This is a genomic window from Bulleidia extructa W1219 (assembly GCF_000177375.1).
In the GTDB taxonomy this organism is placed as follows: domain Bacteria; phylum Bacillota_I; class Bacilli_A; order Erysipelotrichales; family Erysipelotrichaceae; genus Bulleidia; species Bulleidia extructa.
Window position 1 is genome coordinate 1 of the sequence record NZ_ADFR01000008.1, and the last position, 15,897, is coordinate 15,897.

Sequence of the window (15,897 nt, forward strand, 5' to 3'; positions counted from 1 at the left end):
CGGATTGGAGATATTATCTATCTCTTTTCGAAAGAGGGTGTTTTACAAAAAAATGTAACAGTTGGGGATTGGAGAGTGGACGAAGAAGGGTATCATTACAACTATCGTCCTGTTTATTACAATCAAACCGATAAGGCATGGTCTTATAAAGTGTTTGGTCAGTATGGAAGTTTTGGATTAACCGGTTGTTGTCCGACAACAATTGCTATGATCGTATCGGGAATTAAAAAGCGAACAATATCTCCGTTGGAAGTTGGAACTTGGGCGTATGAAAAGACCATCTATTTTAACCGAACAGAAGCTGGTGGCTTACCCGGTTTAATACCATTGGCAGCTCAAAAATATGGGGTTCATCACAAAGAAATTTTAACGTATCCAGATTTAGAAAAGGCTTTAAAAGAAGGGAAATTAGTGTATAGTTCACAAAACAGTAAAAGTCCTTTAAATTTGTCACATTCAGGGACACATGCGGTAGCGTTGTATGGATATCAAAATGGGAAAACGAATGCCTTTTCCAGTTCGTTTTATTCAACGAATGGCTCTTATTCATTGAAAAAATTATGGCATTATCAAGGTCATTTTGAGAAAGAAAGTGGGGTTTCTTTCTTTGCGTTTTGGTAATTGAACATCAGTTTAATTTGGAAGTGGGTTTACTTGATAAAAGGGTTTTGAAAATTTGGGGTGTTTGAAAAAGCGAGATAGATAGAAAAATATGAGAAAAAGTTTATAATGAAAAAGCAAAATTGAAAAACGGAGGTTCGTATGGAAAATAACCAAGTGATGAAACCAAGAAAGGTTCTCTTTAGTCCACCAGATATTACCGATCAAGAAATTAATGAAGTGATCGCTACTTTAAAATCCGGTTGGATTACAACCGGACCTCGGACAAAATTGTTAGAACAGAAAATTGCCGATTGGATTAAAGTGGAAAAAGCGGTTTGTTTAAACAGTCAAACGGCCTGTGCGGAAATGGCTTTGCGAGTCTTAGGTATTGGTGAAGGAGATGAAGTCATTACATGTGCTTATACGTATACCGCTTCTGCTTCCATCATTGATCACGTGGGAGCTAAGATTGTTTTGGTGGATTGCCAAAAAGATAGTAATTTAATAGATTATGATGCCTTAGAAGCAGCCATTACCGAGAAAACAAAGGCCATCATTCCGATTGATCTATGTGGAGTTCCTTGTGATTATGATCGCTTATTTGAAATTGTGGAAAAGAAGAAAGGCTTATTTCATGCGAATAATGACCTGCAAAAAGCCATTGGACGGGTGGCTATTTGTGCGGATGCAGCTCATGCTTTTGGATCCGTATATCATGGTAAGATGATCGGTTCAATAGCGGATTTTAGTTCTTTCTCATTTCATGCCGTTAAAAACTTTACTACTGCTGAAGGGGGCGCTTTAACTTGGAAGGATATTCCCGGTGTTTCAAATGAAGAAATTTATAAGAAGTTACAACTTCTTTCACTTCATGGACAAAATAAAGACGCTCTATCGAAGAGTAAACTGGGGGCTTGGGAATACGATATTATTGGGCCTTGGTATAAGTGTAATATGACCGATTTATTAGCGGCGGTCGGCTTGGCTCAGTTTGATCGTTATCCAGAGTTATTAAAGGAAAGAAGAGAAACCAATGAAAAATACGATGCGGCTTTTAAACCGCTAGGTATTCAAGTAGTGGAACATTATACAGAAAGCTATACATCCACCGGTCATTTGTATCTCATTCGTATACCTGGAATCAGTGATGAAATAAGAAGAGAAATCATTGAGCGTTTGGGTGAACAAGGAATTGCTTGCAATGTGCATTATAAGCCATTACCAATGATGACGGCCTATAAGAATATGGGCTTTAATATCCAAGATTATCCTAATGCTTATGATTACTACCACAACCTTATCACACTTCCAAATCACACCTTGATGAGAGAAGAAGATAAAGAGTATGTCATTTATTGGGTTAAGAAGATTGTGACTGATTATTTGAAGTAAGAGGAATTATGTTGGGACTTTTGAAAAAGTGGGATAACTTGCCGGTCGAATTTCAAAGAGCGGAAATAAAACCCTATTATGAACATTTACGTCATAAGCAATTTAGTTTGGTAGTAAAGCGATTGTTTGATATTCTTTTTTCACTTATGTTGTTAGTGTTGTTATCACCGCTTTTCTTGATTCTTTCTATTTGGATCAAATTGGATTCGAAAGGGCCGATCATGTTTCGACAAGAAAGAGTCACACAATATGGGCGCATCTTTCGTATTCATAAGTTTCGAACCATGGTCAGTGATGCGGATAAAGGCAACATTCAAGTGACTACTTTACACGATTCACGGATTACTAAAGTAGGCTTGAAATTAAGAGGGCTTCGCTTAGATGAAATGCCACAATTGATTGATATTTTCTTAGGGGATATGTCTTTTGTGGGTACTAGGCCGGAAGTCACTCGTTATGTTAAGCAGTATCAAACAGAAATGTTAGCTACTTTGTTATTACCGGCCGGGGTCACTAGTGAGGCCAGTATTACTTATAAAGATGAGGATACTTTATTAGCAAGTAGTACGGATGTTAATGAAACGTATGTCAACCGGATTTTACCGGAAAAAATGAAATACAATCTTCAGTATTTAAGAGAATTTAATGTGCTTAAAGATTTGAAATTAATGTTTAAAACAGTCTGGGCTGTGACAAAGTAAGGATGGTTTGCGACGGGTTTAGAAGTTGAATGGTTTGTCATAGTACTGATAAAATCTTATAATGATAAGAGCATATTAGAAGGAAGTGTTATATGAATAGAATCTCCAATTGGATTAAAAAATACAGAGAGGTGTCCTTAGTGACAATTGATACAGTTTTAGTCATTGTTGCGTATGGACTGGCTTATTTTATTCGTACGGATTTAGGCCGTTTAAGTTATTTTTCGGCTGTCGATTCTTTATTAGGATTGATGGTAATTCCGGTGGTTTTAAATCTTTTTTCCTTCTTTTTATTTCATTTAAATCGTTCTTTGTGGCAATATATTTCTTTGGATGAAGTCATTCATGTTGGTATGGCTTCTCTTTTAGGAAATATGACTTGGTTTTTGATTGTGATTACGGTCAATTTTAAGGATTATTTTCGTTCGCTTCCACTGATTGCCCTTGTTTTACAAATTCTTTTAATGGTAGGGGTTCGTATGGCGTATCGTTTATATCGCCGTACGGCTCGTCTTCAAAAAAGGAATCATCGTGCTTTGATTTTGGGAGCTGGTCAAGCGGGGGTGATGGCTTTGCGGGAAATCATGAGTTCAAATCGTTATGATTCTCGAATTGTTGGTTTTGTTGATCGCAATCCGCTTAAAAAGAAACAAATTTTAAATGGAATTTCAGTACTCGGAACGGATGATGATTTACCATCTATTGTTTCTAGCTACGAAGTTGATACGGCTTATATTGCAATTAAAAATATCACAAAATCCGATTTGAAAAATTTGATTGAAAAATGTCATCAATTGAAACTGAGAACTCGGATTGTTGGCTTTACTTTACAGGATGGAGCCAAAAAAGAAATGGCTTCAATCCGTAATATAAAGATGGATGATTTATTAGGTCGTGGAGAATTGGATTTAAATAGTGAAACGATTGGTACTTTTTTAACCGGAAAGACGGTTGTGGTGACAGGAGCCGGGGGATCCATTGGTTCGGAATTGGTTCGTCAGATCGTTACTTTTAATCCGAAACACATGGTTTTGATTGATATTTATGAGAACAATATGTATGATCTTCAGATGGAATTAAATATGAAGTATCATCCGGATAAATCAAAACTGACTTGTTTGATCGGATCAGTTCGTGATCGCAAGAGAATGGATGAAATTTTTCAAGAAGTTCATCCGGATGTTGTCTTCCACGCTGCTGCTCATAAGCATGTTCCGTTAGTGGAAGATTCTCCTTTAGAAGCGATTAAGAATAATGTTTTCGGCACAAAAAATGTTATTGAAGCTTCTATTCAATCCGGAGTCGATAAGTTTGTTCTGATATCAACGGATAAAGCAGTTCGTACAACCAATGTCATGGGAGCTACGAAGCGTATGTGTGAATTATTGGTGCAGGGTTATAAGGACAATGGAGTGACTAAATTGTGTGCTGTTCGGTTTGGAAATGTATTAGGATCAAATGGTTCTGTGATTCCTTTATTTGAGAAACAAATTGAAAGTGGCGGACCGGTGACGGTTACGGATCCTAATATCATTCGATATTTTATGACCATACCGGAAGCGGCTCAGTTGGTTTTACAGGCTGGAGCTTTTGCGAATACAGGTGAAATCTTCATTTTGGATATGGGAAAGCCGGTCAAAATATTGGATTTAGCGAAGAATTTAATTGAGTTGGCGGGGTACGTACCGGATAAAGATATTGAAATTGTATTTACCGGTTTACGCCCTGGAGAAAAGTTGTACGAAGAATTACTTTTGGATCCAAAGAAATGTACAAAAACAGAAAATAATTTAATTTTCATTACACAACCGGAAGATATATCGATGGATTTGGTCAAGGATAAACTTTCAAAATTAGGCAATTTGTTGGAAACAAATCACTTTACAAATCAAGAAATTATTGATTTGGTTACTATGTTAAAATAAAAGAAAGTTTAAGCTTATCGGCTTAAATTTCTTTTTTGAGGAGGAAATATCAGTGGATGTTAAAAATGAATATGGCATAAGAGATATACAAGAAAAATTGATCGGCATATTGATGTATTTTAAAGATTTTTGTCAGGAACATGATTTAAAATTTGTATTAGCCGGTGGTACTTTATTGGGAGCGGTTCGGCATCAGGGAATGATTCCTTGGGACGATGATGTGGATGTTTTTATGTTACGAGAAGATTATGAAAAACTGGAATCTTTATGGGAACAGTTTGCTGATAAAGAACGCTTTTCCTGTGTTCGTTCTAATGATAAAATGAACATTCACCATGCGGTCATTGAAATCAAGGATAATAACACTACTTTTATCAATTACCATAATGAAAACAATGATATTCATCAAGGTATTATGATCGATGTAATTCCTTTGGATGATGTAGCGGCTAATCCGGTGAAACGTTTTCTACAAATACCATACGCTATGATGTTTGCTTGTTTCAATTTTCAACGGTTACCAGCTCATAAAAGTCGGTTGATGTATTATTTGACGAAAATAGCTTTATCTACAGTTAAGTCTTTTAAAGCTCGCTATCGCATTTGGAAAAAATGTGAAAAAAGAATGTTGGCACTGGGGAAACATAGCAATGGTCAAGTGGCTTCCTTTGTCGAAGGATTAACCATCATTCGCCAGCGTTTTCCGAAAGAATGGTTTGAACATCCGGAATCTTTGTTATTTGAAGGAGTACCAATGCCGGTTCCAAAGAACTATGATCAGTGGTTAACGGTTTCTTATGGAGATTATAAAACACCGCCAAAAGAAGAGGATCGGATATTAAGACATCATATTAAATTCTATGATATGAAACATAGTTATAAAATGTACAAGGGTGTGCAATATTGTGTTCCAAAAGAAGAGGTGAAGTAATATGGGAATTAGAGGGGCTTTATCAACTAGAAAAGCGATGCAAAGTGCACCGCCGGTGAATATTGTTCATGAAGTAAATGATCAAGAGCTAAAACAGCTACAAAATTGTTTTTTGGAAATTTTGAAGGATGTTGATCGGGTCTGTGAAAAACACCATATTTGTTATATGGCGGCCGGGGGAACATGTCTTGGAGCTATCCGTCATAAAGGATTTATTCCATGGGATGATGATGTGGATATTTTGATGCCTCATGAAGATTTAAAACGATTTATTCAAATCTTTGATGAAGAACTGGGGGATAAATATGAGATGACCTCACCTAATTCTAAGTATTATTTAGAAAGTATGATATCCGCCATTTATAAGAAAAACACCTTAAAAGCTAGTTTTTTTGATTATAATACGCCATTTCCAAAAGGGGTCCATATTGATATTTTTCCAATTGAAGCGGTTCCTATGAATCGGTTAGTTCGTTTTTGGAAGGGTTTTTCCGCTATGGTCATTCAATACATTGCTGTGTCCGCTTTGTTTTATCACTATCGCAGTCCGGAAAAGAAACAATTTTTCTATCAAACAACCGGTGGGAAGATCAATTATCGTATTCGCTGTGTACTTGGTTTCTTGTTTTCCTTTCGATCATATGAAAAATGGGGGAATCTGTTTGACCGTTATGTACAATGGCATAAGGACTCAAATTTATGGGCTGTTCCAACGGATATGGGGCATTACTTCGGTCATATTATGCCCAAGGATGTCTATTATCCTCCTGTAAAAGCTGCTTTTGAGGATATGCAAATCAATATTCCTCACGATTATGACGCTTATTTAAAAAACCAATACGATGATTATATGACCATTCCACCTGAGATGGATCGTGAAAAACACTATTCGGTTGGTTTTAGTATGGATTTGAAGAAAGATTTGGAAGAACACAACGATATTTATTATCAAGGAGATTTATAATGAACCCGATTGATGTGGTGATTCCATGGGTGGATGGAAGTGATCCTACTTGGATAAAGGTACATGATCAATATACATCAGATCGTTTATCCGATAATCATGTGTCTCGCTATCGGGCTTGGGACACATTTCGCTATTGGTTTAGGGCTATTGAAGAAAACGCACCATGGGTTAGAAAAATTCATTTTTTAACCTTTGGGCATTATCCAAAATGGTTGAACATTCATCATGAGAAAATTCATCTGGTTCGACACGAGGATTTTATACCGAAAGAATATTTACCAACGTTTAGTTCTCATGTGATTGAATTGAATTTACATCGCATTCCCGATTTATCGGAACAATTCATCTATTTTAATGATGATGTTTATTTGAACTTACCTTCTCAACCGGATGATTTTTTTGAGAATGGATTACCAAAGGATGCGGCTGTTCTGGGAGTGATTAAAAATAATCTAAGAGAAAATTTCATGCCATACATTATGTTAAATATAATGGCATTGATTAATGAAAAATTTGATAAAAAAGAAGTGATTTCAAAACATTGGTCAAAGTGGATTAATGTCAAATATGGTCGTTTGGCTCTGAATAATCTGTATTTACTTCCGTTTGGTTGTTTTACAGGTTTTCGAAATTTTCATTCAGTTGTCTCTTATCATAAAAAGACATTCGAAGAAGTTTGGGAAGTCTATCCGGATGAATTGCGACAAACTTGTCAACATAAGTTTAGAAATAAAGCGGATGTGAATCAATATTTGTTCCGCTATTGGCAATTGGTGTCTGGTCGCTTTTCGGTGATGAAACCAAGTTCAGATTATTTTACGATTGGTCGGCAGGAGATCGATTCTATTCAATCCGCTATTATAAAGCCAACCAAGAGAGTGATTTGTATCAATGATGATCCGGGTCATTTTGATATGGAACTTCAACAGAAATGGATTGATGAAGCGTTTCAACAGCGCTATCCAAATCCATCTTCATTCGAAATAAGGTAAACTATGAAATTAAATAGAACAAAAAATACAGTGCGTAATGCTTCTTGGGGCATGATTTATCGACTTGTGACGATACTTGGATCTTTTATTGTAAAAACCGTTATTATTTATAAACTTGGTTCTGAATATAATGGTCTGGGAAGTTTGTTTACCTCTATTCTAAGTGTCTTGAATTTAGCGAATATGGGTTTTAGTTCTTCCTTGGTTTTTATGATGTATCGTGCGGTTGTAAACGATGATATGGACTCTTTTTGTGCTTTGCTGAACTATTTTAAGAAAGTGTATAAATACGTAGGTTTGATGATCTTATTTTCAGGATTATTATTACTGCCGTTTGTTAAAAATTTGGTGAGTGGAAACTATCCAGCCAGTATGAATCTGGAAATTTTATTCTTGATTTATTTATTAGAAACATCGCTTGGCTATTTGTTGTTTTCCTATAATACAGCTATTTTTTCTGCGTATCAAAGGGAAGATATTGTTTTAAAGATATCGGCCATCAAATCAATTGTCATGTATGTTTTACAAGTATTTTTCCTCTTTTTAGTGCCAAATTATTATATTTATATGATGATTTACTTGGCAATGGTGATTCCAAATAATATTGCCTTGGTTGTTAAGGCAAGGAAAGAATTTCCTGAAATCAGTTGTCGAGGAGAAGTGGATCAGGAAACGAAAAAAGTGATTCGAAATCGTGTTTTAACATTATTCGGTCACAAAGTAGGCAGTACAGTACTGGTCAGTATTGATAGTATTTTAATTTCTTCTTTTTTGGGTTTAGATATTTTGTCAAAATACAGTAATTATTATTATATTTTAACAGCTGTTAATGCTTTAATTGAAATTGTTACTAATGGCAGTATTGCTGGCATTGGGAATAAATTAATTACTGATAGTGAAGAATCAAATTACAAAACATTCATCACCTTGACTTATGGGTGGATTGGTATCGTTGGTGCTGCCGCAGCGTGTATGCTATGTATGTATCAATCGTTTATCGTTTTTTGGGTTGGAAAAGATTATCTTCTTAGAAATGATTTGATGATCCTGATTGTCGTGTATTTCTTTTCGTGGATGTTTAGAATTATGCAATTAACATACCGAGATGCGGCCGGTTTATGGACAAAGGATTGGTTAAAGCCTTATGTTGGACTGGTCATTAATTTAGTAGGAAGTATTCTTTGGATTTCAATGACGCGTGATATTTCCGGAGTCTTATGGCCAACCATCTTTGTGTTTATCTTTGTGTATTTTCCTTGGGAAGCGTGGGCTTTATTTGGCTTCCAATTCAGTTTCGGCTTGAAAAGGTATTTAGAAAAGATAGGGCTTTATGTTCTATGGGCGATTATCGGTTGCTTTGCGGCTTATATGGTGTCAGATCTTTTTATCAAAGAGTATGGAGCAATGGCTGTTTTATTACGATTTGGTATTGCCACTATGGTTTATGGTATCATTTGGGTTGGGATTAGTTTCAGAACGGTTGAATTCAAACATTTATGGGGTATTGTGAAGAGAACTTTGCATAGAAGAAAATAAATCTTAAAAAAAGGGGGTTAATATGGTAAAAAAAGAATGGATTGATAAAATGATTCTGCATTATATTTGGATGACGATCGTCATTTTTACATTGATGATGATCTCCCCAGTGCTATCTTTTTTAACAAAAACTCCGTTTTATCATATACAAACGTATTTGGGGTTATTCGGCATAGTTCTTTTGGGAATAGATGTGTTGACGCAAAGAAAGAGTTTTAAATCAAAATATGTTTTCTTGTTGTACGGTATCGCTTTAGTTGCTTTGATGGCGGCGATTAAAACGAGGGAATTTGGGTTGAAAGATAATCTATTTTCAATCACTTGGGCCATCTTGAATTTCTCTCTTTTTTATTCTGTATCGACTAGAATAGCGAAAGAAAAATGGATCAAGACAATGGATTTTTATTTGAATGTATTGTTTTTGATATGGGGAATCGCTTGTTTGGTTTCGATTGCTCAGTTTTTCATGAATATTGGATACACCTATGTCATTAATCCTTTATCTAAAGATGTTTCTGTAGCAAGGCAAGGATTTTTACAGAATCGATTATTCGGTATTTTTGATCCCATTAACCATGCGGCTTATATTTCTCTGATGTTGTTTATTTTATCTATTTTTGAATTTAGAAAGAAGACCAAGTTTAGATGGGTATATCCGATTTCTTCCGTTGTTTTTTTCATGCACATCGTTCTATGCGGTTCCAGAAGCGCTGGAATTTCATTGGTGGTTTGTTCATTTATTGCTTTCTTTCTGTTTTATCGGAATCGGTTAGAAAATATTAATTTCAAAAAAAATGTCATGGCATTAGCTTTAAGCGTTTGTTTTATGTTGGTCGTCAATTATTCTCTAAAACTGTCTTCAACAGGTCTTTCCTATCTTTCTTCGACATTAAATTTAGGAAGTGAAACTCATTTAGAAAAGAATCCGGATATATTGAATCGAGAGGATGATTTGAAAGGTAATTTTTCTAATAATCGTTTGGATATTTGGAAAGATTATTTAAACATTCATCAAGAATTTGGGGCGATAGGTCTATCTCCTGGGAACTATATGAAATATATAGCCAAACATCATCCTAATTTGTACATTGTAGAGTATATAAAAACAAATTTTCCAAAAAAATTTGCGGCAGGCTCTATTTATCATACACATAACGGTTATTTGAAAGTATTTGTTAGTACAGGATATGTCGGAATTCTGACTCTGGTTGCCTTTTTGATATTATGTCTAAAAGATAGTTTTATATATATGAAAAAGAATCTTCGTTTAAGTGATTTATATGTGTTTTCTTTTTTGATTGTAGTGTCCGGTTTAATTTCTGCTATTTTTGATCAAGGAATTTTCTTCATGGAAAATACACCGTCCTTTCTTTTCTGGCTATTTGCAGGGATGGTGATGAATAGTTGTATTTCTGAAGGTTCTCCTTTGGAAAAAATGGTAGTCAGTGAATGAATATTAAAGTGATGCTTTATGGTAAGAGATAGGGGGTTATATCCATATCTCTTTATTTTATAGACTGATTTGAAAAACGTAAGAAAGATGGGCGGTTTAAGTGATATTGGAGATGTGGTATAATTTCAGCGTTAATAACAAACAATACTAAATATTTTTAATCTTTGCTATTAATTCAATAAAAAAGAAATGGAGATATTATGTTAAATTTTACAGTTGGTCCTGTTCAATCCAGTGAAGGTGTTCGTGCTATTGGAGCGCAACATGTTCCTTATTTCAGAACACCTGAATTTTCTAAAATTATGTTGGAAAATGAAGAATTATTTAAGGAATTTGCAGGTTCTGGGGATAAATCTAGAGTTTTATTTTTGACCGGTTCTGGTACAGCTTCTATGGAAGCTTCTGTGATGAATTTATTGACGGAGAAAGATAAAGTTTTAGTGGTTAATGGTGGTAGTTTCGGTCAACGTTTTGTGGATATTTGTAAGATTCATGACATTCCTTATACCGAAATTGTTCCAACAGAATGGGTAGGCTTGAAAAAGAAGGATTTAGATCCGTTTGAGGGGAAAGATTATACAGCATTTCTTGTGAATATTGATGAAACATCAACCGGCGTTTTGTATGATATTCAATTGATCTCCGATTTTTGTCGAAGAAATCATTTATTCTTACTGGTAGATTCCATTAGTTCCTTTTTATGTGATCCATTGAATATGCAAGAGTGCGGTGTGGATTGTTTGATAACCGGCTCCCAAAAAGCACTGGCTTGTCCACCGGGTATTTCAGTCATGGTTTGTTCTGAAAGAGCCGTTCAAAAGATTGAAACCAATCAGGTCAAGAGTTTGTATTTTGATTTAAAATTGGCGTTATCAAATGGAAAACGTGGTCAAACACCATTTACGCCAGCTGTTGGTACTCTATTACAAATTAACCAACGCTTAAAAGAAATCAAGGAAGCGGGTGGGGTAGAGTCTGAAATTGCTCGTATTCATGAATTGGCTACGGATTTTAGAAAAAAAATTAAGGACTTTCCATTTGAAATTATTTCAAAATCATTGCCGAATGCCGTAACAGCTTTAAGGCCGACAACGGCTAACGCCAGAGATATTTTTAGAATTTTGAAGGATGAATATCAAATATGGGTTTGCCCGAATGGTGGACCTTTAGGGGATATAGTGTTCCGTGTTGGTCATATCGGGGCTTTGACAAAAGAAGATAATACAACCTTGATCAATGCGTTATCCGATATGAAAAGTCGTCACTTAATTTAAATGGAGAAAGCTATGAAAAAAGTAATCACTTATGGAACCTACGATCTATTGCATTTTGGTCATATTCGTCTTTTGGAAAGAGCCAAAGCTTTAGGAGACTATTTGGTTGTTGGAGTTACTTCAGATGGTTTTGATAAAATTCGTGGAAAAATCAATGTTCAACAGTCTTTGATGGAAAGAATAGAAGCTGTAAAGGCAACAGGGATTGCGGATGAAATTATTGTTGAAGAATATGAAGGTCAAAAAATTGATGATATTCGTCGCTTAGGAATTGATATATTCACGGTTGGATCAGATTGGGTCGGCTACTTTGATTATTTGAAAGAATATTGTGAAGTGGTTTATTTGGATCGAACCAAGGGTATTTCCAGCACAGAAATTCGACAAAAGGATAGAAATGTCCGGCTTGGTTTTGTTGGTGGAAGTGCTCATAATATTTTAAATAAATATTATATGGAAAGCTTAGTGGTTAATGGTGCTGAAGTGGCCGGTATTTATAATATGGGTCAATCTTTAGAAACATTGAAAGATAAAAAGGTTCAATTGTTTGAAAGCTACGATACTTTGTTGGATCATTGTGATGCGTTGTATATTGTCTCCAAACCCGAGTTGCATTATGAACACGTGAAGAAAGCTTTATTGGCAGGGAAACATGTTTTATGTGAAGCTCCGATGGCTTTGCATGTTGAAGAAATTGAAGAGCTTGAAAAATTGGCTGGTGAAAAACAACTGATTTTGATGGATGCGATTAAAACAGCTTATGCGACGGCCTATAATCGTCTTTTATTGATTGTGAAGTCAGGGAGAATTGGAGATATTGTGTCGGTTGATGCCACTTGTACAAGTCTATCTAATTTTGAAGATAAGGAAAAGTATGTTTCGGAAAATTGGAATAGTATTTGTGCTTGGGGTCCAACAGCACTATTACCGGTTTTTCAATTGTTAGGCACAAAATACCAAAAAATGCATATGAAATCCTTATATTTGGATCAACATAAGAAATTCGATTCATTTACAAGAATGAGTTTTGACTATCCGACGGCGGTGGCTAATATTAAAGTTGGTGTTGGTGCTAAATCTGAAGGAGAACTTGTTGTTTCCGGTACGAAGGGGTACATTTATGTACCGGCACCATGGTGGAAGACGGATTATTTTGAGATTCGCTATGAGGATCAAGAAAAAAACAAACGATATTTTTACCAATTAGATGGGGAAGGTATTCGGTATGAGCTTTCAGCTTTCATCAAGGCTATTTCCTCAAGAACACAAAATAGATTTGTTGATTTTAATGTTAGTAAAGAAATTGTGAAAATGATGGATTATTTCTATCGCCAATAAGGATAGAATGACTATCTTGATAAGAATGAAAATCAAATGAAAGGCTAGAATGTTGTAGTTTAAATGTTCTAGTTTTTTATAACTGAAAATAAAGAAATAAAACAGATTTGAATTATTTTTTAGAGAATAGAAACTAATGATTAAAAAATGGTAGACTTGGTCGATGTGTTAGAAGAAGGATGATAGATCATGCGGAAATCCTATTTTTGTCATAGGATTTCATAAACAAATTGAATGGAAAATTGTCTTATAAGAAGAAAAATTAGGAATAGATGAGAAAAGTCTGTAAGTAGTTATATTATAGTGCGAGGAAATTTTATTGGAATAGTGGAAATAAAACCTACAACGATTGTTTTGCAAAAAATGTTGAAAATACAGTATTCAAATGATTTTGGAGACAGAAAAACAATCTTTCTGCGATACTGGTCTGACACTCAAAACTTCCTAAAGCAAGTTCAAACAGTAGTTGTTGTATGGAGCGAGGCTGTGACTTACAATGATTGAATGAAAACAAATAAGGTGATAGACTGATTGCAGAGACTTCCATTATTGTGGCGAATGGCTTTTGTAGAAATAATAAGTCAATTTTATAATACTGATGAGGAGGAAGATTATCAATGAGTTACACAATTTGTCTGTTCACTGTGGGTACAAAGCAGAAAGAACAACAGTTAGGACAACCCGATTTTTTTGAAAAGGATGAAAATCTGGAAAAATTCACACCGGAGCAACGATTAGAATTGGAAAACCGTTTGTTAAAATATCAATATCAACCAGCAGGAAATCACAGTGACGGTAAACTGTTTGAACATCCTGATTTTGGAGAAGCGTTTTTGACAGACAGTGCATTGTATTTTTCAACTTCAAACGACTTTGATTGTATCTTTGAAGTAGGAATGACAGCATCTGAATTTACAGATACCGGTGAGTTTGCAAAATATGATGTGCAAGAAGGAGGCTGGGAAGAAGTATAGAACTGTTCCACGTCTATGGAGTTGAAATATATTTGTTTAACCGGTTGTGGAATTTTAGAAACAAGAGAACATAAAGGTTATTTAAATTCTTTTACTCTGCCTAGGATGAGAGATACTGAAGGTGTAAGACAAAGTCTTTCCTATATTTTAAGAAAAAGCACATATGATAGAATGTGCTTTTTAAAGTTATTGTTTGGTAGATGTTTTTTTAGAAGGATCTTTAATGATTTTATCATTTTCCATATCTTGGATCATTTGTTTCAATTTAGAAACTTGATTTGAATCCGGGAAGACGCAAGATAATGGTGTGCCCGGCAAAGAGGCTGTTCTAAACAGACCGGTAGTACCGGTTAGGCGGTAATTAATGATTTCCCATGATTTATCAGTTGCTAAAGTTTCTGTTCCTAATTGATAGAAATAGTTAATGTCAGTATCGGTTAGTAAAGATCCGGACAATGATTTCATAATGGCCGGGAATTTTGTGATGGAAGAAGGAGAAGTCACTTTTCTGATAATAGCGTTAAGAACCAAGGTTTGGTGCATACCTCTACCAAAGTCGCCATCTTTTAGAGAATACCGTTCCCGAACATAGCCTAAGGCTTCATTACCGTTTAGATGAATCACACCTTTTGGATAAGTATAGCCACCGGCATTCGTTGCTACAAACCGATATGGATTATTTACATCAATTCCTCCTAAAGCATTAATAATATTGGAGAAAGTAACGAAATTAACAATCGCATAGTTGTCAATTTTCATATTTAACCAGTTGTTCAAAGACTTCATTGTATTATTGACTCCTTGAACGCCTAAGTGTGTTAGTTTGTCTTTACCACCACCTAAAGCAAGATTAGGAATCAAAGTATCACGAGGAATGGAAGTAATTAAAACCTGATGAGTTTTGGGATTCACTGTAACAATCATATTGACATCAAAACGATCTTTTAAAGACAGCTTACCACTTCGAGTATCACTACCTGCTATATAAACAGAGAAGGTACCGTCTTCTAAAGTGCGACGTTTAATTTCAGGGAGTTTTTCCGTCTTCTTAAAGCTATAGACAACTTTTGTGTCTTTTAGGAATGATTTATATTTATCGTTTGTGGCTAGTAACTTCGCTACATCTTCAGGAAGCACCAGTGCTTGTCCTTGATTAGTATAAAGAGCACTAGCGGCTTCTTCGGCAGAAGTTTTTTCAATCAGTTTTATTTCTCCAATTTGAGATTTAATGGCTTCTAAGCCGGATTTTGTGTCTTCTAAAGAAGTGTTTGTCTGATCCAAAAAAGTCTTATCTTTATAATTCAGTAAGTTATCGTAAAAGGTAGTATCTTTGAAAATATCTTTATGGGCGGACTTATATTCACTGGTTAAAGCATAGACATTAATGATGGTACTTTGTTCGGTCACTCGTTTAAAAATTCCTTGAATGTTACTTTGTAAATAAGGCAAAAAACAAGATACCAAAATCATACAAATAGAAAAGAACACATTGAAAAATACGGTTATCTTAGAAAACCAATAACGCTTTTTAGTGGTGGATAATAATAATCGATACAATAAGATAGCTGAAACAACTAACACAGAGAAAACCCACCATCGAAAGGGGATGAAAGGGAAAAACTTTAATACTATAAGAGCTACAATGGAACATAGCAGTAATAAAATCCAAGTTACTCTTCGAAAATCAATACGATTTTTCTTTTTAGCCATACAAAACTCCTTTTTTTATCTCTCTAATACTACCATAGAAGAGAAATTGCTGGAATTTAAATTTTCAGGAATAGGATTCTCATTTTCCAGAGTAATACTAA

At 35.0% G+C, this 15,897-nt stretch carries 13 protein-coding genes; 12 read left to right on the forward strand and 1 reads right to left on the reverse strand.

Features of this window, described 5'->3' with window-relative positions; translation table 11 throughout:
* The 12 genes from HMPREF9013_RS04225 to HMPREF9013_RS04280 all read left to right on the forward strand — a co-directional run.
* Nucleotides 1-621: C39 family peptidase (locus tag HMPREF9013_RS04225; protein WP_006627141.1), on the forward strand; the 621-nt coding region annotated here is incomplete at its 5' end.
* A gap of 141 nt (nt 622-762) precedes the next feature.
* Nucleotides 763-1,995, forward strand: coding sequence for a DegT/DnrJ/EryC1/StrS family aminotransferase (locus tag HMPREF9013_RS04230; RefSeq protein ID WP_006627142.1), 1,233 nt, complete (start codon nt 763-765; stop codon nt 1,993-1,995).
* Between the two features lie 8 nt (nt 1,996-2,003).
* A complete protein-coding gene (locus HMPREF9013_RS04235; protein WP_006627143.1) occupies nt 2,004-2,696 on the forward strand; it encodes a sugar transferase in 693 nt (230 codons plus the stop codon).
* A 92-nt stretch (nt 2,697-2,788) separates the two neighbouring features.
* Nucleotides 2,789-4,621, forward strand: a complete 1,833-nt coding sequence (locus tag HMPREF9013_RS04240; RefSeq protein ID WP_006627144.1) for a polysaccharide biosynthesis protein — start codon at nt 2,789-2,791, stop codon at nt 4,619-4,621.
* Nucleotides 4,622-4,673: 52 nt separating this feature from the next.
* The gene (locus HMPREF9013_RS04245; protein WP_006627145.1) at nt 4,674-5,552 is read left to right on the forward strand and encodes a LicD family protein; all 879 of its coding nucleotides are present in this window, start codon (nt 4,674-4,676) and stop codon (nt 5,550-5,552) included.
* 1 nt (nt 5,553) lies between these two features.
* Nucleotides 5,554-6,516: a LicD family protein gene (locus HMPREF9013_RS04250; RefSeq protein ID WP_006627146.1), complete on the forward strand. Its 963-nt coding sequence runs from the start codon at nt 5,554-5,556 to the stop codon at nt 6,514-6,516.
* A complete protein-coding gene (locus HMPREF9013_RS04255; RefSeq protein WP_006627147.1) occupies nt 6,516-7,511 on the forward strand; it encodes a stealth family protein in 996 nt (331 codons plus the stop codon). Before HMPREF9013_RS04250 ends, HMPREF9013_RS04255 begins: the two co-directional genes overlap by 1 nt.
* A gap of 3 nt (nt 7,512-7,514) precedes the next feature.
* The gene (locus tag HMPREF9013_RS04260) at nt 7,515-9,047 is read left to right on the forward strand and encodes a lipopolysaccharide biosynthesis protein (RefSeq protein WP_006627148.1); all 1,533 of its coding nucleotides are present in this window, start codon (nt 7,515-7,517) and stop codon (nt 9,045-9,047) included.
* Between the two features lie 22 nt (nt 9,048-9,069).
* Nucleotides 9,070-10,500, forward strand: coding sequence for an O-antigen ligase family protein (locus tag HMPREF9013_RS04265; RefSeq protein ID WP_006627149.1), 1,431 nt, complete (start codon nt 9,070-9,072; stop codon nt 10,498-10,500).
* A 200-nt stretch (nt 10,501-10,700) separates the two neighbouring features.
* Nucleotides 10,701-11,774 (forward strand): pyridoxal-phosphate-dependent aminotransferase family protein, encoded by a 1,074-nt coding sequence (locus HMPREF9013_RS04270; RefSeq protein WP_006627150.1) that lies wholly within the window; start codon nt 10,701-10,703, stop codon nt 11,772-11,774.
* A 12-nt stretch (nt 11,775-11,786) separates the two neighbouring features.
* Nucleotides 11,787-13,112 carry a Gfo/Idh/MocA family oxidoreductase gene (locus HMPREF9013_RS04275; RefSeq protein ID WP_006627151.1) on the forward strand — a complete coding sequence of 442 codons (1,326 nt, stop codon included), beginning with the start codon at nt 11,787-11,789 and terminating at the stop codon, nt 13,110-13,112.
* A gap of 617 nt (nt 13,113-13,729) precedes the next feature.
* Entirely contained in the window at nt 13,730-14,086 is a 357-nt protein-coding gene (locus tag HMPREF9013_RS04280) for a hypothetical protein (protein WP_006627152.1), read from the forward strand.
* Nucleotides 14,087-14,272: 186 nt separating this feature from the next.
* On the opposite strand, the gene HMPREF9013_RS04285 is transcribed toward HMPREF9013_RS04280, so the two are convergent.
* Nucleotides 14,273-15,796 carry an LCP family protein gene (locus tag HMPREF9013_RS04285; RefSeq protein ID WP_006627153.1) on the reverse strand — a complete coding sequence of 508 codons (1,524 nt, stop codon included), beginning with the start codon at nt 15,794-15,796 and terminating at the stop codon, nt 14,273-14,275.
* Nucleotides 15,797-15,897 lie beyond the last annotated feature (101 nt).